The 22,449-nt window shown below is 33.9% G+C and carries 22 protein-coding genes; 8 read left to right on the plus strand and 14 right to left on the minus strand.

The features are described 5' to 3' along the window. Nucleotides 1-3: 3 nt before the first annotated feature. The 8 genes from P6N22_RS08810 to rpmH all read right to left on the minus strand — a co-directional run bounded on the left by P6N22_RS08810 (nucleotide 4) and on the right by rpmH (nucleotide 7,473). Nucleotides 4-2,505 carry an EAL domain-containing protein gene (locus P6N22_RS08810; RefSeq protein ID WP_280332152.1) on the minus strand — a complete coding sequence of 834 codons (2,502 nt, stop codon included), beginning with the start codon at nucleotides 2,503-2,505 and terminating at the stop codon, nucleotides 4-6. A 67-nt stretch (nucleotides 2,506-2,572) separates the two neighbouring features. Further along, on the minus strand, nucleotides 2,573-2,962 hold the full coding sequence (gene ruvX, locus P6N22_RS08815; RefSeq protein WP_280332154.1) for a Holliday junction resolvase RuvX: 390 nt from the start codon (nucleotides 2,960-2,962) through the stop codon (nucleotides 2,573-2,575). Next, nucleotides 2,963-4,297 (minus strand): tRNA uridine-5-carboxymethylaminomethyl(34) synthesis GTPase MnmE, encoded by a 1,335-nt coding sequence (gene mnmE, locus P6N22_RS08820; protein WP_280332343.1) that lies wholly within the window; start codon nucleotides 4,295-4,297, stop codon nucleotides 2,963-2,965. It abuts the gene before it with no gap. Next, complete coding sequence (locus tag P6N22_RS08825; protein ID WP_280332156.1) at nucleotides 4,297-5,112, minus strand: Jag N-terminal domain-containing protein; 816 nt, start codon at nucleotides 5,110-5,112, stop codon at nucleotides 4,297-4,299. The genes mnmE and P6N22_RS08825 overlap by 1 nt, the downstream gene beginning before the upstream one ends. Nucleotides 5,113-5,115: 3 nt before the next feature. Next, nucleotides 5,116-6,705: a membrane protein insertase YidC gene (yidC, locus tag P6N22_RS08830; protein WP_280332158.1), complete on the minus strand. Its 1,590-nt coding sequence runs from the start codon at nucleotides 6,703-6,705 to the stop codon at nucleotides 5,116-5,118. 3 nt (nucleotides 6,706-6,708) lie between these two features. Next, nucleotides 6,709-7,056, minus strand: a complete 348-nt coding sequence (gene yidD / locus P6N22_RS08835) for a membrane protein insertion efficiency factor YidD (protein WP_280332159.1) — start codon at nucleotides 7,054-7,056, stop codon at nucleotides 6,709-6,711. Further along, a complete protein-coding gene (gene rnpA, locus P6N22_RS08840) occupies nucleotides 7,013-7,351 on the minus strand; it encodes a ribonuclease P protein component (RefSeq protein WP_348542140.1) in 339 nt (112 codons plus the stop codon). Before rnpA ends, yidD begins: the two co-directional genes overlap by 44 nt. Then, nucleotides 7,339-7,473: a 50S ribosomal protein L34 gene (gene rpmH, locus P6N22_RS08845; protein WP_280332161.1), complete on the minus strand. Its 135-nt coding sequence runs from the start codon at nucleotides 7,471-7,473 to the stop codon at nucleotides 7,339-7,341. The genes rnpA and rpmH overlap by 13 nt, the downstream gene beginning before the upstream one ends. Before the next feature lie 177 nt (nucleotides 7,474-7,650). Here rpmH and P6N22_RS08850 point away from each other — a divergent pair, with 177 nt between their 5' ends. The 3 genes from P6N22_RS08850 to P6N22_RS08860 are packed head-to-tail and all read left to right on the plus strand — an operon-like array spanning nucleotide 7,651 to nucleotide 11,390. Next, the gene (locus P6N22_RS08850) at nucleotides 7,651-7,932 is read left to right on the plus strand and encodes a hypothetical protein (protein ID WP_280332162.1); all 282 of its coding nucleotides are present in this window, start codon (nucleotides 7,651-7,653) and stop codon (nucleotides 7,930-7,932) included. After that, nucleotides 7,933-9,387, plus strand: a complete 1,455-nt coding sequence (locus tag P6N22_RS08855; RefSeq protein ID WP_280332164.1) for a DUF3373 family protein — start codon at nucleotides 7,933-7,935, stop codon at nucleotides 9,385-9,387. It begins immediately after the preceding gene. Next, a complete protein-coding gene (locus P6N22_RS08860) occupies nucleotides 9,387-11,390 on the plus strand; it encodes an EAL domain-containing protein (protein WP_280332166.1) in 2,004 nt (667 codons plus the stop codon). Before P6N22_RS08855 ends, P6N22_RS08860 begins: the two co-directional genes overlap by 1 nt. Here P6N22_RS08860 and P6N22_RS08865 read toward each other — a convergent pair. The 4 genes from P6N22_RS08865 to P6N22_RS08880 form a co-directional block, all read right to left on the minus strand. Then, the gene (locus tag P6N22_RS08865; RefSeq protein WP_280332168.1) at nucleotides 11,363-13,939 is read right to left on the minus strand and encodes an AAA family ATPase; all 2,577 of its coding nucleotides are present in this window, start codon (nucleotides 13,937-13,939) and stop codon (nucleotides 11,363-11,365) included. The two genes, P6N22_RS08860 and P6N22_RS08865, sit on opposite strands and share 28 nt — an antisense overlap. 62 nt (nucleotides 13,940-14,001) lie before the next feature. Further along, nucleotides 14,002-14,877: a 1-aminocyclopropane-1-carboxylate deaminase gene (locus tag P6N22_RS08870; protein ID WP_280332170.1), complete on the minus strand. Its 876-nt coding sequence runs from the start codon at nucleotides 14,875-14,877 to the stop codon at nucleotides 14,002-14,004. Nucleotides 14,878-14,879: 2 nt separating this feature from the next. After that, on the minus strand, nucleotides 14,880-15,710 hold the full coding sequence (locus tag P6N22_RS08875; RefSeq protein WP_280332171.1) for a peptidyl-prolyl cis-trans isomerase: 831 nt from the start codon (nucleotides 15,708-15,710) through the stop codon (nucleotides 14,880-14,882). 68 nt (nucleotides 15,711-15,778) lie between these two features. Then, the gene (locus P6N22_RS08880) at nucleotides 15,779-17,758 is read right to left on the minus strand and encodes a response regulator (RefSeq protein WP_280332173.1); all 1,980 of its coding nucleotides are present in this window, start codon (nucleotides 17,756-17,758) and stop codon (nucleotides 15,779-15,781) included. A 92-nt stretch (nucleotides 17,759-17,850) separates the two neighbouring features. Here P6N22_RS08880 and nth point away from each other — a divergent pair, with 92 nt between their 5' ends. Further along, nucleotides 17,851-18,492: an endonuclease III gene (gene nth / locus P6N22_RS08885; RefSeq protein WP_280332175.1), complete on the plus strand. Its 642-nt coding sequence runs from the start codon at nucleotides 17,851-17,853 to the stop codon at nucleotides 18,490-18,492. A 26-nt stretch (nucleotides 18,493-18,518) separates the two neighbouring features. Continuing rightward, nucleotides 18,519-18,740 carry a hypothetical protein gene (locus P6N22_RS08890; RefSeq protein WP_280332177.1) on the plus strand — a complete coding sequence of 74 codons (222 nt, stop codon included), beginning with the start codon at nucleotides 18,519-18,521 and terminating at the stop codon, nucleotides 18,738-18,740. A gap of 3 nt (nucleotides 18,741-18,743) precedes the next feature. Here the strand turns inward: P6N22_RS08890 and cmoA are convergent, their stop codons facing one another. Further along, nucleotides 18,744-19,451 (minus strand): carboxy-S-adenosyl-L-methionine synthase CmoA, encoded by a 708-nt coding sequence (gene cmoA / locus P6N22_RS08895; RefSeq protein WP_280332179.1) that lies wholly within the window; start codon nucleotides 19,449-19,451, stop codon nucleotides 18,744-18,746. 40 nt (nucleotides 19,452-19,491) lie between these two features. Between cmoA and P6N22_RS08900 the strand changes: the two genes are divergently transcribed. Continuing rightward, nucleotides 19,492-19,839 carry a hypothetical protein gene (locus P6N22_RS08900; protein ID WP_280332180.1) on the plus strand — a complete coding sequence of 116 codons (348 nt, stop codon included), beginning with the start codon at nucleotides 19,492-19,494 and terminating at the stop codon, nucleotides 19,837-19,839. Here P6N22_RS08900 and fbaA read toward each other — a convergent pair. Continuing rightward, entirely contained in the window at nucleotides 19,836-20,915 is a 1,080-nt protein-coding gene (fbaA, locus tag P6N22_RS08905) for a class II fructose-bisphosphate aldolase (RefSeq protein WP_280332182.1), read from the minus strand. The genes P6N22_RS08900 and fbaA overlap by 4 nt on opposite strands. A 23-nt stretch (nucleotides 20,916-20,938) precedes the next feature. On the opposite strand from fbaA, the gene P6N22_RS08910 reads away from it, so the two are divergent. After that, the gene (locus P6N22_RS08910; RefSeq protein ID WP_280332185.1) at nucleotides 20,939-21,625 is read left to right on the plus strand and encodes a hypothetical protein; all 687 of its coding nucleotides are present in this window, start codon (nucleotides 20,939-20,941) and stop codon (nucleotides 21,623-21,625) included. Between the two features lie 16 nt (nucleotides 21,626-21,641). Next, nucleotides 21,642-22,334, plus strand: coding sequence for a hypothetical protein (locus P6N22_RS08915; RefSeq protein WP_280332187.1), 693 nt, complete (start codon nucleotides 21,642-21,644; stop codon nucleotides 22,332-22,334). Nucleotides 22,335-22,449 lie beyond the last annotated feature (115 nt).

The raw sequence follows: 22,449 nt of genomic DNA on the forward strand, positions 1-22,449 counted from the left end.
AGATTATATAAATTCTTTAGGCTCTGAAAAATAGTATCCTTGGGCATAATCGATCCCTAGTTCTTTTACTACTTCAAAGACCTCTTTTGAGTGCACATACTCTGCAACTACTTTTTTACCAAGTTTTTTTGCAAACTCTGTAATTGTTTCTGTAATAATTCTGGCATTTTTGTCTTCATCTATTTTTTTGATTAATGAACCGTCAATTTTTACAAAATCATTTCGAATATTCGTGACATATTCAAAATTGGCATAACCGCTTCCGAAGTCATCAATAGCAACTTTTACCTTGTGCTTACAAATATTTTCAACAAAGTCCAGTACAATATTAGGATCCTCAAACTCTTGAGTCTCTAAAACTTCTATTGTTAATTGCTCGGCTACATTGTACTCAATAAGTTTCTGATATAAAAACTCTCTAACACTTTCACTTGCGATATCGGCAAAATCCATATTTAAACTAAAATCCAAGCCATTCTTACTGAAAAATGAAAATGTTTGTTCTATCATCGCTTTCGTTATACTCTTATTCAAACGAATTTTTCGGCTGGCTTCTAAAAACACACTTGGAGGTAAAATAGTTCCATCAATATCTCTTAAACGTACCAAGGCTTCATATTTTACAATCTCCAATGTTTGGACATCTACAATAGGCTGATAGTAAGGGATCATATTTCCTGTATCTAGAGCTGTTTTTATTTTATTTGCAATTTTTATATTTTGTTCATATGTTCTAGCTAAATGCAACTCTTCATTAAAAATCATAAAACTTTTTCTTTTTGACTTTGCAAGCTTTAATGTCATATCGGCATTTACCATACCTGTTTTTTCTGCATTTATCACTGCTGCGGCAATTGTAATTCCAACATGAATGCTATGGTCACCAAAAGTATAGTCATACTTTTCTATTTTCACTGCCAACTCTTTTATATACTTCTCTAAATCAGTTTTACTTTTTTTTATATTGACTATTAAAGCAAACTCATCAGCTGGTAACTTAAATGCCTTAAAATTATAGTCTGTTGCATACTCTTGCACAGTTGTAGCAATTTGTTTTAATAATTGGTCTCCCACTTTATAACCGTAAAAATCATTAATAGTACTAAAGTTATCTACATTTATTAATACTATCGTTTCACCTAAATGGTTATCCAATGAATCAATTAAACTAATTCTATTTGGCAAACCTGTCAATTTATCAAAATAGGCCTGTTTAAAAATATATGTCGAACTCTCACGTACTCTTTGTTCTAAATTCTCATTTAATTCTGCAAGCTCATTGGATATTGTATTTGCAAGATTGGCCAAAACCTGTTGTGTCGTTTTAATAATTGTTGTGTCAGTCTTTTTTTTAGCTAACCTAAAACTATATTTGATATCACAATTTTCATAAAGCATCAAATATGTCATTGTCCCATTTAAAAATTGATTTTTCCCCTGAGAATGAAAAAATTCACCATAGGTAAAAAAACCTGAAGCTGTACCTAAGTGTGAGATACTTTCTATTTCCTTATGTGCATACTTGTCTAAAAAACGTCTTCTCGCCATGCATGAATAGATAAAGACTGCTTCCACTCTGCAGTTATTTTTTTGTAATAAAGAGTTTGCTGTATGAGTCGCATCATTTAAAATTGATTCAATATCCCCCACTCCAAAGCGTACAATTTCAAACTCGTCTATGTTTCCTGCAAAAGTCATTGAACCATCATCATTCTTACCTATTACGGCTCTACCGACTGTCACATCACCCTTTTGTAACATTAATGGGAACTCTATCCCTATATGCGGAAGTTGTTCTATTAAATCTTTACCCATATATTTAGCATAGACATCAACTATAGGCTGACCGTCTAACTCATAAACTCTATTTTTAACAGACTTTGTCACCCTCATTTTTTTCCCAATGGGTATCCAATTAAAACTGTAATTAGATCCTACAAAAAGGTTTGGATTAATAAGTGCAACAGCTACAGCAGCTCGATTTGAAATCTCCTTACGATCAAAGACTAAGGTATTTTTCAATTCACCATTATCACCGGCTAATCCACCGGCTACGATCACATCTGGCATAACCGTTTCGATTGCATCGACAAACTCTTCCCCGTTTATATTGAGTCCATCGGCAAAACATATAATTGTTTTTACATCTTTATTTTTTAAAGCAGAAGCGATAGCAATCCCTGTGTCATAACTACAGTTTTCAGAATCGCCATGGATCACAAATTTTGTTTTTAAGTCAGTATCTTCAAAAATTGAGAATGTCAAAACATTTTTTGTATCGTAATAGATTTCAGAGTCATTAATGACTCCATCTGTGGTAGTCCCTATCAAAGAACATAATGGAAGTTTTTGATTTAAAAAATTTTGAAAGCTTTCTATAAACTCTCTATCAACTCTTGCACAAAAAAGTTGTAGTAATAAACGCGCACTATCATTAATACCATGTTCGTGTATTAAGGATTCTAACTCTTCAACAGTTTCAAATGCTATGCTTACATTTTTCATAGATACATTCTAGTATCATTCTGCTTAATTCTTTTTTATTAGAAAATGTTAATTAAAGGCATATCACCTAGATTGTTGCTAAGAAACGTTGCAATATGATCATAGCAGAGATAGAGTCTACTCGCCCGTCACGAATATATTTCATCTCCCCTTTCATCAGTTCTTCTGCTTCTAAGCTGCTTCCAGCTTCATCCTGATAAAAGACTTCACCTTGAAAATCTACAAGATTTAGAAAATGTTCGATCCGTCTTTTCATTTCATCTTCACTGCTACCACCTAAAGGGATCCCCACAACAATAGCTTCTGTTTCCCACTCTGTTAACACGTTTTTGAGATCATTTGCCGCTTGATTTCTGTTTTTACGAATAATTGCAGGTAGTGGAGTTACTATATCTTTGTGTGCAGAGTATGCCAGACCTATTCTTTTAAGGCCTAGGTCTATGGAAATATATTTCAACTATTTTCCTAGACAGAAAGACCCGAACATCTTATCTAGCATCTCATCATTTTCAAAAGGCCTTGTGATACTTGCCATCGATTTTACAGCATCATTGAGATGGAACGAAAAGATTTCAAGTTCTTGATCTTCAAGAGGAATAAATGCTTCATCGATATTTTGAATTGTCTCTTCTACAGCAGAAATTTGACGATGCGAGATCAACATTATCTCATCACTTACATTTGACTGGTCCATTATTGTTTCAAGTTTTTTAATAAGTGGAGTTACATCATCTTTTGAATTAAGTTCTAACTCAAAATCAAGGTCAAGATCAAGTTTTGTAGGAAGATCTATTTTATTTTTTATGCGGATTTGTTGCTTATCCGTTGTTTCAAGTAAAGAAAGTATTTGACGATCCTCATTATCCAGTTCTCTAGAGTTATCAAATACAGATACGACGATATCACTTTGCTCGATTGCTTCAAGACTTCTCTGAATACCAATCTTTTCGATCTCATCACTTGCTTCACGAATTCCTGCAGTATCAACTATACGGATAAGATGTGTACCGATTTTCACCTGCTCCTCAATAGTGTCACGTGTAGTTCCCGCTATATCACTAACAATTGCGCGGTTATAGTTCAAAAGTGCGTTAAGCAGAGAACTTTTTCCAACATTTGGTTTACCTACAATGGCGACACTGAAACCTTGCATAAGTCCTGAACGAGATTTTGAAGCCTGCAGAGTACGTTCTAGTTGTTTTTTCAAAGCCTCTAACTTTACTTTGATCTGCTCAACTAAATCTTCCGGTAAATCTTCTTCAGCGTAATCTATACTCACTTCTGAATATGCCAGAATATGAATAATCTCATCACGCACTTGTTCGATAAATTCTTTTAAAGAACCTTTAACCTGCTTTGCCAAAATTTTTGCGGCATCTTCACTTTTAGCTTCTATAAGTTGAGAGATAGCTTCTGCTTCAGAGAGATCAATTCTGCCGTTAAAAAAAGCGCGTTTAGAAAATTCACCTGCATTTGCTATGCGTGCTCCGGCATCTAAACAAGCTTGTAATATTGACTGTGCTACAATGTATCCACCGTGACATTGAATCTCTACTACATCTTCACCAGTAAAAGAATGAGGATTTTGAAAATAGAGAATAATCGTTTCATCAATTAACTCATCATCTGCATTATAAACTGATGTTAAAGTTGCATATCTAGGAGGAAAGTTTTCTTTTTTAGAGAGTTTTTTTGCAATATCTAGAGCTTTGTCACCACTAAGTCTAATAATTGCAATCGAGCCTATGCCGTTAGCTGTGGCAATGGCTACTATTGTATCGTTATCCATGATTATGAATGATAATCATTAACGATAATATATTTTAATCCCTCTTTTGTAGAACGGATTACAACATATTTTTCCGGGTATTTAGTACGTAACTCTTTTAAAGCAATTTGTACTAAAACACCATCTAAGATTTTTGTTTGTGCACGACCTTCTCGCTCAATAATACTATATACGCCCTCAAGATACTTAGCTACAGCTTCCTCTTGATTTTTCAAAAATTCCGCTATCTCTAAACGAAGTTGTAAATTATATTTTGCATTAATCCAGTTAAAAAGCATATATGATAACGCTTTGTATCTATATCCCTCTTTTCCGATTAGGAGTGCCGCATCTTCACCTTTAAACTCAATTAAAAGAGTTTCATTATCATATGCACTTACTTCAATCTCATCAATTTTAAAACACATAGAAGCAAAAAGTTGATTTATATCTTTTTTAACTTCTGCTACAACTTCATCCATATCGATGCTTTGTTCTTCATTGTAGTCTATCTCATCATATGAATCATCATAGTCCGCAGTGTAGTCAAGCCCACTAGCTAAATCTTCTTCAAACTCTTCATCTTGATCACTTACAAAAGACTCAGGTAAAATCATATCATTTATAATTGTAGGTTCAGATTTTTTAGTTTGTTTCTCTTTTGTTTTAGTATCTTTTTTTACTGCTGCGACAATTACTGCTTTTTTCTTAAAAAAACCAAATACACCAGTACTTGGTGCTTGAACAACTTCTACAGCAAGTTCAGTTACAGAACACTCAAGAGACCTTGCAGCCTCTTGATATGCTTGCTCTAGTGTGACAGACTCAATTTTGATCATGCTTTACTTCCCGCTTTTTTTCTCTACAGCTGCTTTTGCGTCTTTCGCATTTTTGAATTGTTGATTTACAACAAATTGTTGTGCTATTGAGAATAAGTTATTAACGAACCAGTATAGCACAAGTCCTGATGGAAATGTTATAAAAAAGAATGTAAAAATTACAGGAAGATATTTAAAGATCTTCTCTTGCATAGGATCCGTGAAATTGTTTGGTGTAATACGTTGTTGATAGAACATAGAAGCACCCATTAATATTGGTAAAATGTAATACGGATCCATACGTGAAAGATCATCAATCCATAAGATCCAAGAAGCACCTTGTAATTCAACCGCATTTAAAAGTACACGGTAAATAGCAAAGAATACGGGAATTTGTAATAACATAGGTAAACAACCGCCAAGTGGGTTGGCACCGTGCTTTTTATACATCTCCATAGTTGCTGCATTCATACGCTGTGGATCTTTACCGTACTTCTCTCTAATCTCTTTGATTTGAGGAGCAAGTTCTTTGATCTTTTGCATACCCATCATACCTTTGTGTGTTAGTGGGTAAAGTACAGCTCTAACGATAAATGTCAATCCGATGATTGCCCATCCCCAGTTACCAAAAATTCCATGTAACCAAGCAAGTAAAGCAAATAATGGTTTTGCCGCAAAAGTAAACCATCCATACTCAATAGCATTTACTAAAACAGGGTTGATTGCTTTTAATACCTTATGCTCTTTTGGACCTATAAATCCATGAAATTCGTTATTGTTCTCAGCTTCAAAATATACAACCGGATTATTGTCAAATCCACGTTCTACGATTACATTTGTATCAGCTTTAAATCCATACATAATGGTTGCCGTATATTGGTCAAATGATGAAGCAAGTTCTACACCTTGGAAAACTTGACGCCCTTCAGCTTCACCATCCTCTGTAATATGTGCCACTTCATCATTCGTATATACCATTGAACCTACTACCGTCATCATCTGCTCAGTAATTTTTGGTCTATCACCAATATATACATAATATCTTACAGGTGCAGTTGTATCAATTTTTACATCATAATGTCCATCTGCATAGAATTTAAGAGACTTTGTAATAGTTACCTGAGATAATGTTTGTGTTAATGTCACCTCTACAGGTTTTTCATTTGTAAGCTCTACATTTGAAACATTTGTAGTGTATGGAGTTTTAAGAGCCTCTTCATTGATAGCTTTATCTACAAATCTTACATATAACGGTTTTGTTCCGTTTTCAGGAATAATTTGCGCATGAAGATTTTCAGCATCTCTAAATTTCTCTTCTAATAATTCTTTTGAAGAGATACGCCCTAATGAGTCAATTTTAAGAAGAAACTTCTCATTTTTAATTACAACTAGATCATTAGAAGCAGTAGTATCTGCCTTTTCAGCTTCTGAGATCTCATGGCCACTTACTTTTTCTACAGAAACTTTTTCAGTTTTAACTGTCGATGTCGTTTGTTGTTCTTGTTTTGGTTGTGGTTGTTCCGGTGGGAAAATAGCAGTATAAGCTACGAAAAATACTATAGAGATTAGTACAGCTACTAATAGCCTTTGATTTGGTGTCATTTTTTCAAACACAAATTACCCTTTATATGAAAAATTTTTGATAATATAGTAACGGTTCTTTTCATTGGGAACCAACCAATATTTTATGGAATCAAGCTCTAATTTTGAAGGCTGTAAATGAAGTTTATCTAGGAGTGGATAATCAATTCCGCCGTCAAAAAGTTGATTGCAACGTAGTATTCTAATCAAAGAGTTATAAAAAGCACTTAAAAGTGAATTATTTTCAAAATTTATTCTTGCATACTCACTACATGTTGGGTAATATCGACACGAGCCATAACCGATAAGAGTAAAAAATTTCTGGTAAAGCCACAAAAGCTTAAGCAAGAGTTTTCGAACGGGAAAGAATTTTTTTAAAATCATTTTGAATGTTTTGGTAATCAGCAGTTACAATTGCTGCTTTAGCAACAAAAATATAACTACCGTCTTGAAGATTAGCAGAAAATTCACGAAAGAGTGCACGCATTCTACGTTTTGCACGATTACGTTTTACTGCATTTCCTATCTTTTTAGTAGCAGTAAAACCAACTTTGCGAATTCCATCTTGTGGAAGATAAAAAACTACTACATTCGTTGAATGCTGGTTTTTACCTTTGTTATAAATATACTGAAACTCTTTATGGAGCTTTAGTATATTAAACCCGCTTATACTGATAATTTCTTACGACCTTTAGCACGACGGCGGTTAATAATGTTACGACCATTTTTAGTAGCCATTCTAGCTCTAAAACCGTGTGTTCTTTTTCTAGGCGTATTATGTGGTTGGTATGTTCTTTTCATTGGGACATATCCTTTTGTAATTTAAGAGCGCAATTTTACAAAAATATTACTTAAACACTCTTTAAGGTTATTTCGAAACACTCACACTATTTAAAACTTAAATTGTGATAACTTTCTATAAATATTGTGTTATAATGTTTTTTCTTTAAGGAAAGACTACAAAGGACTGTACACATTTTGAGAAAAACATTAAAAACTTTTCTATTAACTTTTATAACTTTCACCCCTTTACTTGCATTACCATCCTATGCAGAACCAATTGAAAAAATCGCAAAAAGATTTAATTTATATGGTGGTGAAAAGGCTACTGTTCAATGGAAAAGAGTCTTCTCTTCCAAACGACATCTTCAAAGATATAAACTCGAAGAACTTGATCAAGCTACAAGAGACAAACTTGAGAAATACCTTATTGAACATGCTGCAGATTCAGAACAACCCATAGTACCAGGAGTATTGTAAATGAAACGTATCCCCCTTTTAATCCTATTTCCTTTTTTACTTTTAAGTTCCGATGATATATCCGAAAAGATTAAAAATCTTGAAAAAGAGATCTCACAACTTAAAGCACAAGTAAAAATGCAACAAGAAGATGTTGATGAACATTTTCCAATTATAGAAAAAAATGAGAAACACTCTATTTTGGATAAACTCTCTTTATCTCCAGAAATTTTACTCAGTCTCCAAAAAATGGACTATAATTCAGGACTCATTGGTAATAATGGTGATCAAACATTAATCCATGATCCTTACAGTCCCTATAACGGTCTTCCTAGACGTGATAGATATAGCAAAAACTTTGATGCTTCCGGTTATGTAAGAATGCGTTTAAACATGCAGGGTAACTTTGATGACGTAAAATTTCACGGGCGTTTACTCTATGCGAATTCTTCGCAAAGCAATGAAAGACTCTGTATATTATCCAGAGATATTAAGTCAGCTCCAGGCGGAAGTGCTTTTGATGTAGACAGAGCCTATATTGATTATACACCAAATAGATATGATGGTGGTCGTTTTACACTAAGCTTCGGTATATTACCTACTACAGGTGGGACACCGATGCATTATGCACAAAATAAACAGCGTTCTTCTATGTTTCCTGCACTTGTTTTTGATATGAACACATATGGATTGATAGCTACACAAAATTTATACGATACTATGTTTATAAGAGCAATTGTTGCAAAAGCATATACACTCAGTGAAAAGTTTTATCCTTATCAATGTAATCGCGAAAATATTGACAATGCAAATGTTTACGGTATTTACAGTGATGTAAGTTTCAAATTTCTAGGCAACTCATTATTATCTTTTGGAGTTAATCTCTTAGATCACTTAAAAGCCCATCCATATTTAGGCCCAGATATTGATGCTTCTTACGCACATGATCTTGGAAGTATGACAACATATGGTATAGGACTAGACATTAATAACTTTCTAGACACTTCCAGTGTTATCTTTGTCCATACTGCAGCCTCAAGCCCAAATTCAAATGGTGCACGTGATGACTATAAGATAGTTAATATTACTGAGGGTACTACAGACCATAACTATACAGGATTCACGGAAGAAGATTATGCAAGCGGCACTATGCTTGGTAAAATGGGCTATTCTTTTTACATAGGTGGAAAATACAATCCTATTCCTACTTTAGCCATAGGTGCCGAATATAACTATGGAAGTAAATACTGGTTTGCCGCAACACAAGGTGCGGAAGATATATTTAACAAACTTGCTCTTCGCGGCCAAGCTATAGAGGTTTATTCTATTTGGAATTTTTACAAGCAACTCAATGCAAAAGCAGGTTTTCTTACGATGAAAGAGAAATATACAGGAAGCGGCTGGCACTTTGGAGAACCTCAAAAGAAAGATGCAAGACAAAATATCTACTATCTTAATTTAGAGGCTAGATTTTAATGAAATCAAAATCTCAGCAGTGGGTCTATTATACACTTTTTATAAGTTTTGCCCTACTGATCTCTTCACTTGTATTTAGTTACAAAAATATTGATAGAAGCAGTGCACTTTTAAATGAACTTTCTCAAGATCAGATATCGCTAAGCCACTATGCAAATAGCTTAAATTACACAGTTAAAAAGAATCAATCTGACATTCTGCAATATCTTACGCTTCACAATAATCTAGACCTTTTAAATATGCAGGAATCGCAGAGCAAGATTCAGAGTTATATTCAAGAACTAAAAAAACTTACTAAAGACAAACCTGATTTTTCAAAAGAGCTGAACAAGACGCTAGATATTTTAGAAAAAAGAGCGATTGGGCATAAACTTGTAGAACAGTCTCTCATTACAGCCGTCCATTCTCACGATACAGAAGATATAAGAGATGCATTAATCGGCTTTGATATGATAAGTAATAAATTTTCTCATGATATCTCTATATTGATGGATCAAGTAAAAAATTCACAAAACAAACAAATTGCTGCACTAAAAGAAACAAATGAGCAAAGTTCATTAATTCTTGTTTTCTCATTTATATTAGCTACATTCTTGATCACTATTTCCATTTTAAAATTTCACTCATCAAATCTAAAAATATCAAAACAATTACAACTTAAAGAGAAGGCGCAAAAAAGTTTAAAAGAAGCTCAAAAACAGTTACTTCTTTATAGTGAAAACTTAGAACATGAAATCGATAAAAAAACTCAAGAACTACATAAAAAAATCTACACAAACTTTTTAAGCGCTCTGCCGAATAGAAATAGCCTCCTAGAAGATAGCAACGAGCACCAATTTCTTAAAATGGCAATTCTAGATATTGATAAATTTCAGTCGTTTAACGATGTATACGGTGAAGAGATAGGAAACATCGCTATCAAACAGACTGCACAATGGCTCAAAGATTATCTGATGGAAACAGAATACCTTCTTTACCATTTAGGAGGCGATGAGTTTGTTGTAACATCTTCAGATAAAAAAATTAACAATGATCATTTTATTCGCTTTATTGAAACACTTCTCAACGACTATAAAAGTACTCACTTTCTTTATGAAGATAAATCGTATCAATTTATCATGAGTTCCGGTATTACCTTTAGCGGTGAAGATAAGATGCTTGCCTATGCCGACATGGCACTTAAAGATGCAAAAAAGAAAAATATTCCTATCTCTGTATTTGAAGATGATAAAAAACTAGAGCGTTCTCATCAAGAAGATATGGAGATTCAAAAGACGCTGCTTCATGTACTTAGAAATCAAGGACTTACATCTTATTTCCAACCTATTATCCCTATTCAATCTCCATCTAAAGAGATAAAATACGAATCGCTTGTAAGACTTATAGATGAAGAAGGCAAAGTAACACCGCCATTTAAATTTTTAGACATAGCAAGACAAAACCGTGTATATTATAAAGTTACAAAACAGGTGCTTCATAATACACTCAATACTATTACTCAACATCAAGTCGCATGTTCATTGAATCTTTCCCTCATTGATATAAAGAATGAAAGAACGGTGAAATATCTTTATTCAGTTTTAGATGAATTTGAATACGGGGAACTCTTAACAATAGAGTTATTGGAAACAGAAGATTTTGATGATTATGAAGAAGTATATTCTTTCTGTATGAAAATCAGAAGTTATGGTATAAAAATAGCCCTGGACGATTTTGGTAGCGGTTATTCAAACTTTACCCATATTTTGCATCTTCCTGTTGATTACATCAAAATAGATTCCTCATTAATCTCAAATATAGACAGAGATATCAGTTCCCAAATCATGGTGGAGACGATAGTAAGTCTGGCAAGAAAATTAAATGTTGAAACGATTGCAGAGTTTGTTTCTTCAGAAGATATTTTAGAGATGGTAAAAAGTCTTGGTGTAGATTATGCACAGGGCTTTCATTTAGGAAAGCCCCTACCAATTGAAGATCAGTTAAGTACTACGTCTATAAGTTGATCTTTTACAATAAATTCAACTTTAGAGCCCTCTTTTACTTTACCTTCTAAAATAAGATCAGCAAGTCTGTCTTCTACAATCTCATAAAGAGCACGTTTAAGCGGTCTTGCACCATATACAGGATCAAAGCCAGCTTCTGCAATATATGCTTTTGCGTCATCACTTAGTGTAAGTTCTATATCTCTGTCTTTTACTTTAGCTTGAATTTCATTAAAGAACAGGTCAACAATACCTCTAATTTGTTCAGCACCAAGTGCATTAAAGATAACTACATCATCGAGTCTGTTTAAAAATTCAGGCTTAAATGCCATTTTTAATTCACCCATAACCATATCTTGAAGTTCAGGTGATTCAGGATTGTTAATAATCTTATCTGAAGCGATATTTGACGTCAGGATTATGATAGTATTGCTAAAATCAACCGTTACACCTTTATTATCTGTCAAACGCCCGTCATCTAAAACTTGTAAAAGCATATTAAAAACATCAGGATGAGCTTTTTCAACTTCGTCAAAAAGTACTACAGAATATGGTTTACGACGAACTGCTTCTGTTAGTTGTCCACCCTCTTCATATCCTACATATCCAGGTGCAGCACCTACTAAACGAGAGACTGCATGTTTTTCCATATATTCACTCATATCGATTCTGATCAGTGCTTCTTCTGAGTCAAACAGGAACTTCGCTAAAGTTTTAGCTGTTTGTGTTTTACCAACACCTGTAGGTCCAAGGAATAAGAAACTTCCGATCGGAGAATTTGCAGATGAAAGCCCCGCTTTGTTTCTCTTAATAGCACGTGCAACTGCATGTGTAGCTTTTGACTGACCTACAACGTCACGGTTGAGTTCCTCTTCAACATGTAAGATCTTCTCTTGTTCTGCTTGGAGCATCTTATTTACAGGGATATGTGTCCAGCGTGATACGACTGAAGCAATAGACTCTTCATCCACCGAATTTTTGAGTAGTGTCCCTGATTCTTGCATTTGATCCCATTGTGCATTCAGAGCTTTTTCCTCTTCAATCAGTTTTGGAATTTCACCATATTCAATCTCTGCCGCACGATTAAAGTCACTTTGTGATTTTGCCTGATCGGCTTCACGGCGTTTTACTTCAATATCTCCTTTTATTTGAGAGATTCTTTCAAACACACCTTTTTCACTTTCAAATTGAGACTCTAACTTACGTAAGTCTTCATTAACATCTGCCAGCTCTTTTTCAATCTCATCTAAACGCTTTTCATTTGCCGGAGTTTTTTCCATCTTCAGCGCTTCTTTTTCAACCATTAACTCACTTACTTTTCTTTTTGCCGCACTCAGTTCATTAGGTTCCGATTCGATCTGCATTTTCAGTTCAGCTGCTGCCTCATCGATTAAGTCAATCGCTTTATCCGGTAAAAATCTATCTGCAATGTATCTATCGCTTAGACGTGCCGCAGCTACAAGAGCAGAATCTGTAATAGTTACGTTGTGGTGAGCTTCAAGTCTCTCTTTAATTCCACGAAGAATTTGGAGTGACTGGTTTACTGTCGGCTCATCTAGTTGAATCGGTAAGAAACGGCGTTGCAACGCTGCATCTTTTTCAAAGTATTTTCTATACTCTTTTAAAGTTGTTGCCCCGATTGTATGTAACTCACCGCGTGCAAGTGCCGGTTTTAAAATATTTGCCGCATCCATACTACCTTCAGATGCTCCAGCTCCTACAATCGTATGAATCTCATCGATAAACAGGATAATATTTCCAGAACTTTTCACTTCATCAATTACAGCTTTTAATCTGTCTTCAAACTCACCACGATATTTTGCACCTGCTACAAGTGAGCTCATATCTAATGCAATTACACGTTTATTTTGCAGCGATGTCGGTACTTCATTATGGTAAATTCTTTGAGCAAGTCCTTCAACAAGTGCCGTTTTACCTACACCGGGTTCACCTAAAAGCATAGGGTTGTTTTTCGTCTTACGAATTAAGATCTGCATCATACGAGTGATCTCTTCATCACGTCCGATTACAGGTGAGAGTTTACCCTCTGCAGCTTCTTTTGTAAGATCAACTCCGTATTTTGAAAGTGACTCTAAATTTTCATCTGCCGTTTGTGAGTCAATCTTCGCTCCACCGCGAGATGCTTCAAGCTCTTTTTCCAATGCCATTACATCAATATATTTTTTAAACAGTGTTGCATACGGTTCAGTTTTAAGATTTGCCAAGATATATGTATCTACTGCCAGATAGCTGTCCCCGTTTTTCGTCATCAAACCTACACCGTTTTCCAAAGTTTGTACAAATGTACGAGAAAGACGAATATTTTCTTTAGATACTGAAGAAGATTTTGGGAACTTCTCTGCCATAGACTTTACATCTAATTCTATAGCAACCTTATCTATACCCATCTTATTGAACATTTGATTAAGTACAGAATCGTGGTTTGTAAGTAATGCCCATAAAAAGTGTTCAGCGTTAACTTCCTGATTTTTATTGTGAAGTGCTAAAGATACTGCACTCTCAATTGCTTGTGTCATATTGTGTGTTAATTTTTCAAAAATATTATTCATTCGTAAATCCTTTTAGTTTTCTGGATATAAGTGTACAACCTTTTTTGAAGGCCTTTTGCGACTTAAGTTGCATTGAACTTTTTTTCATATCTTTCAAGCATAGAACTATTACCTGTCACTCCTCCACTATGGACATATAAAATGTTTTCTTGTGTTTGTTCGAGCAAACATTCCCACATCTGAGGTGCATATAACAAATCAAATGCTATTCCTGCATCAAGTAGTTTATTATACATTAAATAAAACTCTTTATACAGTTTTGCGAAATGGTACTTTTTTTTCGGTGCCAGTATATAAAGGTTTTGCGGCAATGTTTCTACCAGTGAAAGCATCTGAGATTTCAGATACTCTATATCACCGACGCAAGGTGTTGTATAGATTGTATATTCAGGAAGTGCAAGTGCTAAAAATAGTGCCGTTGTTCCTGTTCCAGAGGGTGTCGCTAATGCCGTAATATTATTTTTTTGCATAAAGGATTGCTCTTGAAGAATCTCTTCTGCTAAAACTTCCAATCCCTGCTTGGCTTCTTGTACAGCACCCCCTTGATCAACAACTAAACTTTTTGAATCTAAACTCAGACGTAGAGATGCTATAAAATCTTTATAAAGCATTTCTTCGATCTCTTGATGTTTCATACCTAATGAAAGTGCTTCATAAAAATTTCCGCTTTTTTGTTGTTTTTGCTGTTGGCTTAACGGTTTTGTATAGTAAATAAATTCCCAAGATTTTTTTTTGCAGAGTGCGGCAAGTGCCAACATTGCATTCGACTGTGTTCCACCGTAGGAGATTATTGTATTGTATTGTTCTTGTGGAGTTGTAAGAAGTGTATAAAGTTTTCTGTATTTATTTCCTGCTAAATGTCTGTCAATAAGATCATCGCGTTTAACAAAAAACTCTCTCCCATCTAGAAAGATGTTTGAGATGGGAGAATTTTGCATATTTACTTGATAACTGCTTTTTTCTGTAAAGCGTCCATTTTCTTTTTCATTGCATCTTTGAATTTTTCCATTTTCAGACGTTGTTCAATGAAAGCTTTTACTTCATCATATTTTCTAATCATAGCTGGTTTTTTATCTTCTACATAGATAACATGGTAACCGAATTGTGTTTTAACAGGTTCTAAAGTAACAGTACCTTTTTTCATAGAGAATGCTTTATCGTTAAACTCAGGTACCATTTGCCCTTGAGTAAAATAACCTAAGTCTCCACCTTTTGGTCCGCTTGGTCCTGTTGATTTTGCTTTTGCTTCTTCAATGAATTTATTTTTTAGTTTATCACCGCTTAAAGGTTTTAAACCTGCAATAATACTTTTTGCTTCATCTTCTGTAGCTACAAGGATATGACGAGCATGTACACTTTCCGGCTCGTTAAATTCTTCTTTGTTTTGTTTGTAATAATCTTTTAACTCTTTTTCTGAAATCTTGATTCCGTCTAAAAGTTGTTTTTGCCAAACTTGAATAGCCAGCTCTTGCTTCATACGCTCTTCGAGCTTTTTATATTCTTCTTTATACTCTTTTGTTTTTAGAACGCCGTTTTTCTTTGCATCTTCAAAAATAAGTTCTTTACCAATTAGTTGTTGTAGAACTTGTTGTCTAAATGCAGCTTGCTTTTCAGGTGGAACTTGATTAAATCTTCCCTGTGTTGCTCTCATTAATTCACTATCAACATCTTCTTGTGTAATAGATTTTCCATTTACAGTTACTAATGTTTGTGCCGAAGCGATAGTCCCAGCGAGCAGAACAACAGAAAGTAATTTTTTTGCTTTAATCATTATATATCCTTATGACATTTTATATATAGAAAGTGTAATGAGAATTGGATAACGAATATTAAACAAACCTATACATGCACTTTTAAATGTTTTTCTAAAATATACTCTAATTTATCACGTGTTAGCGGTTTTGCCAGATAATCGTCAAGCCCCTCATGAAGTAACATCTCTTTATCCCCATTCATAGCTAATGCCGTCAGTGCGATGACTGGCGTCTTTTTCACTCCAAAAGACATTAATGACTTGATCTCTTTTGTCGCTACAATTCCATTCATTTGAGGCATATCAATATCCATAAACACTATATCAAAACCATTTTCATCTTTATATAGCTGAACTGCTTCTACACCGTTTGATGCAGTTTTTACTTCAATATTGTATTCTTGTAATAAAATTTTGATAAGTCTTTGGTTAATCATATTGTCTTCAACTACCAAAGCTTTAATATGTTCATCTGGTATAGAAAACTCTTTTTTCGGTTCCGACGGTAATTCCACTTTATTCAATAAATATAAATGTCTTGCGATATGACTAGGTAAAAGCGGCTTATAAATCACTTCATCAACAAAGTGTGTCAGTTTTGTCTGTAATTTTTCGTTTTCTTCTAAAAGAACCGTAACAGGAGCTTTTTTTGAATATGTTCCAAGTTCTAAAACCCATGAAGAATCATTTTGATTTGCCACTACATATAATGCATCAATATCTTCATAAACATGTTCATCTAATATATTCGATTTTATTACATCTAGTGCAAAAGCGCGTAAATATATTGTTAAAAAGTTTGCCTCATCAATTTTTGTCTGATCAAGTAGTAGAACTTTTACCTTTTTCTTCGGCATCATTTTAAAGTTTTGTCCAACCGAACTTTTAAAATTAAGAACAAAGTTTACATAAGTACCGTTATTGTCACTGCTAACTCGCAAATCTGATCCTAAAAGTTTAACAAGTCCAGAAGAGAGACTAAGACCTACACCAAGTCTTTCATCTGCTTGATTGCCTGCAGTAAAAGGCTCATTAATAAGTGCTATTTGTTCTTCTGAAATTCCGCTTCCAGTATCTTTTACACTAAATCCTATACTACAATCTCCGTTTTGCTGACGTTTAAGTAGTTTTATTTCAAATATTACTTTCCCGCCCCTTGGTGTAAACTTTACAGCATTTGACGTGAGTGCATATAAAATCTGCATAATTTTTTTAGGATCGCTATTGAGTTCTTCTGGTATTTTAGGATCAATAAAACTGAGTACTTTGATCCCTTTTTCTTTTCCTTGTTTAGTAAAACTATGTGCAAGAGATTCAACTAGTGGTAAAAGATTGAAGACTTCATTTGAAACTACTAATCTTCCACTTTGAAGCTGAGCCAGGTCTAAAAGTGTTTCAATATTTGTCATTAAACTTTTTGAAGATCGTTGAATCATATTGATATATTCATGCTGTGTAGCATCCAGTTTTGTATCCTCTAACAGTTCTACAAAACCAAGTATTCCATTCATCGGTGTCCTAAATTCATGTCCGATGTTTGCCAAAAATTTTGTTTTTAGTTTTTCTATCTCTTTTGTTTTTTGTTCTGCCTTATAAATATCCGTTACATCTTTTAGGTGCAGTACGTACAGTCTAGGATTTTTATGTGACTGAAATGCCTTTGCATCTATCACAAGAATCTCCGAACTCTTTTTATCAAGTAAACTAACTCTATAACCTTCAAATTTGTATTTTTTTCTTATATAATCCAACCACGTTTTATCAGATTCTGTAAAAATTTCTTCACTCTCATTCAAAAACAGATCTCTAATACTCTCATTATCTCTATTAAAGTCAGAAATATCATGATAGCCCATCTTCTTTAAAAAAGTGCTATTTGCTCCTATCCAGCCTGTACCTTGAAGAAAATACAGTAACATCTCTTCACTGTCATTAGAAAGTTCTACAAAAAATTCTCTATCTAAATTGTTTTCAAGTTCACCTTGAGCGAAGTCTAAATCACGGACAACTGTTTTTTGCTTATTTGGAGTTGGTTTATCTGATGAAAATAGAGAAAAAAATCCCATATATTACCCTTTAAGAAAACTAAAAATTCAATAATAGGTTTCGATTATATCATATAAATTAAGATTAATACAAATCTGTTAAAATTCCTGTTATGAAAAAAGCAACTAAGAAAGAAATAGCCGAGATCCACAAACGTTTTGTTGAAAGATACAGTGACGCAGTAACAGAATTAGAGTACAAAAATGCTTATGAACTTGTCATTGCCGTTGCACTTTCAGCCCAATGTACAGACAAAAGAGTCAATCTAATTACACCTGCTTTATTTGAAAAATATCCAGCTCCAAAAGAGCTTGCTGCTGCCAACATAGAAGATGTAAAAGCACTTATTAACACTTGTTCATTTTTTAATAACAAGGCAAAAAACATTATAGAGATGGCAAAAAGGGTTGTAGAAGTTTACGATGGTGAAATCCCTATGAACGAAAAAGAGCTGCAAACACTTGCAGGTGTAGGTCAGAAAACGGCTAATGTAGTCATGATTGAGTATACAGGTGCAAATCTAATGGCAGTCGATACCCATGTTTTTCGTGTCTCACACCGTTTAGGTCTGAGTGATGACAAAACACCTATTGCCACAGAAGCAACACTTGTAAAAAAATTTAAGAACGATCTTCATGCCCTGCATCAAGGGATGGTACTTTTTGGAAGATATATCTGCCGTGCAAAAAATCCAAAATGTGAAGAGTGTTTTCTCACTGAATTTTGTAAAACAAAGGAAACTTTTAAAGTATAGGGAATACTCTTTGCTTAAACACTTGTATGAAAAAAATTAGTTTAACTTTTATTTTATTACTACTCTCGTTTTCAGGCTGTGTAAATAAACACGGAATCTCGGCAAAATACTACAGTGATTGTAAAGAGTATTATGATTTGCAAGGTTTTTATCACAAAGATTGTGGAGAAGATGATATCGTTACTTATAAAGAGATGATAGACGTATTAAAAACAAAAGAGACAGCTCCTCAAGGGAATGTCTGGTAAAAACTACTTTATAGCTATAAAGGTAGCAAAATTAGCCCAGCGAAATACAACTTCACAGTGGCTAAATCCATTTTCTAAAGCCATTTTTATATTTTCCTCTTCACTATACGGAACTAATACATTTTCTAAGGCTTCACGCTTTTGCATAATCTCATATTCACTATAGCCCTGCTCTTTTTTGAAATCATAATAACATTCAATAAGGTCTTTGTTGAGTTTTGAATGGTGAGAGATCACTTTTTCACTGAAGATAAATACACCCTCTTGCTTCAAGGCATCAGCTATTTTCTTGATCAATTTTTCTCTTACAAGCGGACGAATAAACTGCAGTGTATAATTACTTACAAATGCATCCGCTGCTTGATAGTCATACTCTAAAATATCCGCATTCTCTACATCTATTTTCGCACCGAAAGCTTCAATCTTTCTACCTGCACGTTTTAACATTGCCTCAGAATTATCCAGACCTATTAGCTCTGCTTTTACTTCCATATCTCTATGGATATTTAAAAGTAAACTTGCCGTTGAACATCCCAGATCGTAAAGCCTTCCATTCTCTTTTAAAGCTTTGAGTACAAAGAACTTTGTGATCTTTTGACTCTCTTTATAAAAAGGGACACTACGCTCTAACATATCGTCAAAAACAGCGGCAACTTCCTCGTCAAATTCAAACTGCTTTTTTATCGGTTTTGTAAATACTTTATCATTCATAACTGTAATTCTAGCCAAATTGTTATGATATAATCCTCAAATGGACTTAAATACTTCAACATTGATGCTCATATTTTTCATCGGGCTTTTTTTAATCAGTTTTTGGAAAATATATGCTTTTTTACCAAACGAACAACTTCCTGATGATGACAACACTCCCCAAGCAAAAGAGGAAATCACAAAAGTTATCCTAAAAGTTATCCAAAAAAATAGGCCGGATATATCGTTAAATGAATTGTTTGAAAAAGTAAAAAGAGATGAAGATTTCGATGAAAAACATTTTTGGCGATTCAATCCAAATAAACTGCATCACCTTTTGGAGTATTATTATGCGAAAAACCCCGATACCCAAAGTATCGAGGAAGTGCATAAAAAACTCAATTCTTAGTTTCTATCCATCGCATTAAGATCTTTGAACGCTTCAATTACACGTTCAACTAAGCCCTCTTGCCCTGCACGTAACCATTTTCTCGGATCGTAATATTTTTTGTTTGGCTTATCTTCACCTTCTGGGTTTCCGATCTGAGCTTGAAGATAATCGTTATATTTTTCAACATAACCTTTTACACCTGCCCAAGTAGCCCATTGAGTATCTGTATCGATGTTCATTTTGATAACACCGTAAGAGATAGCTTCAGAGATCTCTTCAGGAAGTGAACCAGAACCACCATGGAAAACGAAGTTTACAGGTTTTTCGGCAGTGTTGAATTTTTCTTGAATATATTTTTGTGAATTGTCTAGAATTTTTGGAGTAAGAACAACATTCCCCGGTTTATATACACCGTGTACATTTCCGAATGATGCTGCAATTGTAAAGTTTGGTGATACTGAACTTAATTCTTCATATGCGTAAGCTACTTCTTCAGGTTGTGTATAAAGAAGAGCGTTATCGATATTTGTGTTATCTACACCATCCTCTTCACCACCTGTTACACCAAGTTCGATCTCAATGTGCATACCAATTTTTGCCATTCTTTCTAAATATTTTTTAGAGATCGCAATATTTTCCTCTAAAGGTTCTTCAGAAAGGTCCAACATATGAGAAGAAAATAACGGTTTACCGTATGCTTCGAAATGTGCTTCACCTGCAGTAATTAATGCATCGATCCATGGAAGTAATTTTTTAGCAGCGTGATCTGTATGTAAAATAACAGCTACACCGTAAGCTTCTGCCATCATATGTACATGCATAGCACCAGAAATCGAACCTGCAATTGCCGCTGCTTCGTTTGTATTGTCTAAAGCTTTACCTGCAAAGTAAGATCCACCACCGTTACTAAACTGAATAATTACAGGTGAATTTGCTTTTTTTGCAGCTTCTAAAACACCGTTAATAGAATCACTATTTACAACATTTACGGCAGGTAGTGCAAAACCATTCTCTTTTGCATGCTCGTAAACTTTTGTAACATCCTCACCAAATAATACACCAGGTTTTACAATATCTAATATGCCTTTACTCATAACATCCCCAAAAAAATTTTATTTTGAAATTATATAATACAGTACATTTAAAACAACTTTATGTTAATATCTTATACATGAAACAAGAGATAATAACCGACATCATTTTAGTAGACATCATAAACTTTTCTAAACTCAGCTCTACTCAACAATTTGAGATCATTACATTTTTGACAAAAAGCTATAAAAAAGTGATTGAAAAAATGTTAGCTAGTTCAAAAATGCCGCTCTCTACTCTTATTATGAGTTTTGTCTCGACGGGGGACGGTTTTTACTGTCTACTTGATCCAAAGCTTAAAGGTTATGGAACTTTTTTAGGACTAAGTTTTAATCATTTTTCCGATCAGATTGCGCATAAATACCCTTATTTTCAGGGGATAAAAGTTGCCGTACATACGGGTCCTGTTAGCAGGTTTCAAGATATTTTGGGAAACGAAAACTATATAGGTGACGGTTTAAATGACTGTTCTAGATATATAGAATTTAAAAATTTTACCATCTCTACCGTTATGATCTCTGAAGCAGCATATAATGAACTCAAGAAGTTTTTACGTTATCACAAAGATTTTGAAAAGATTTTAATTGAAAGAGAATTCAAACGTTCAAAAGCATACAAATTTTTTGATAAACACAACAATGAGAAAAAAGGCTATTTAGTCTGGCTTCGAAAATCGGGTATAATTACCCCACCAAAAATCGATTTTTTATAAGCATTAGAGGATATTTATGAGACTTACACTGGATGAATACGCAAAACATTTCAAAATGTCTAAAGAGATGATCAACTCAAAATTAAGAGCAAAAAAACTTAATTACATCATAGAAAACGGTGTTACATATATTATAGTAACAAGAAGCTCTTTAGAACCGAATAAAAGAGAAGCTATTCACCAAGACCAAAAAGAGCAAAGAATACAGGAAAAAGAGCTAAAAACAAGCCCAGTAAGTCATCCTCCTGTAAAACCAAAGACTACCGTTTCGATGGTAATATCTTTATATCAAAAAGAAAATCAACAATTAAAAGCAAAAATTGCACAGCTTGAAGCGAAAATCGATAAGCTTATAGATGATAAAGAGCAGATGCTTCGTGATGAAATGAGCAGAGTGGAACAGGTTTATAGTAAAAAAGATGAACAACTTAAACACATTCTAGAACTTATCAACACAAAGCTCACTCTTGAAAAAGAAAATGCAACTATTCATGAGGTTGAAGCAATTGCCCAGACTCAGGAAAAAAAAGAGAGCAAAATCATAGATTTAAAAGACTATCTTAAAAATCTCGATCTTGACCCTCAACAAAGAAAAATAATTAAAAAAAGATTTCTGAATGCATATGGCAGTGATATTAGAATCATTAAACAAAATGGAAAAATCTTTCTCAATCTTTCAAAATACGACTACTCAGACCTTTTAAACTAAGAACGTTTTCCTTTTAGCCTCTGAAGCCAAAGTGCTTTAGAGGCTTTTTTTATACAATTATTATACGGTTTTCCGTATATAACATAATTTTTTTAATATATATTATTTAATTAAT

This window comes from Sulfurimonas sp. C5 (assembly GCF_029872055.1).
Taxonomy (GTDB): Bacteria; Campylobacterota; Campylobacteria; order Campylobacterales; family Sulfurimonadaceae; genus Sulfurimonas.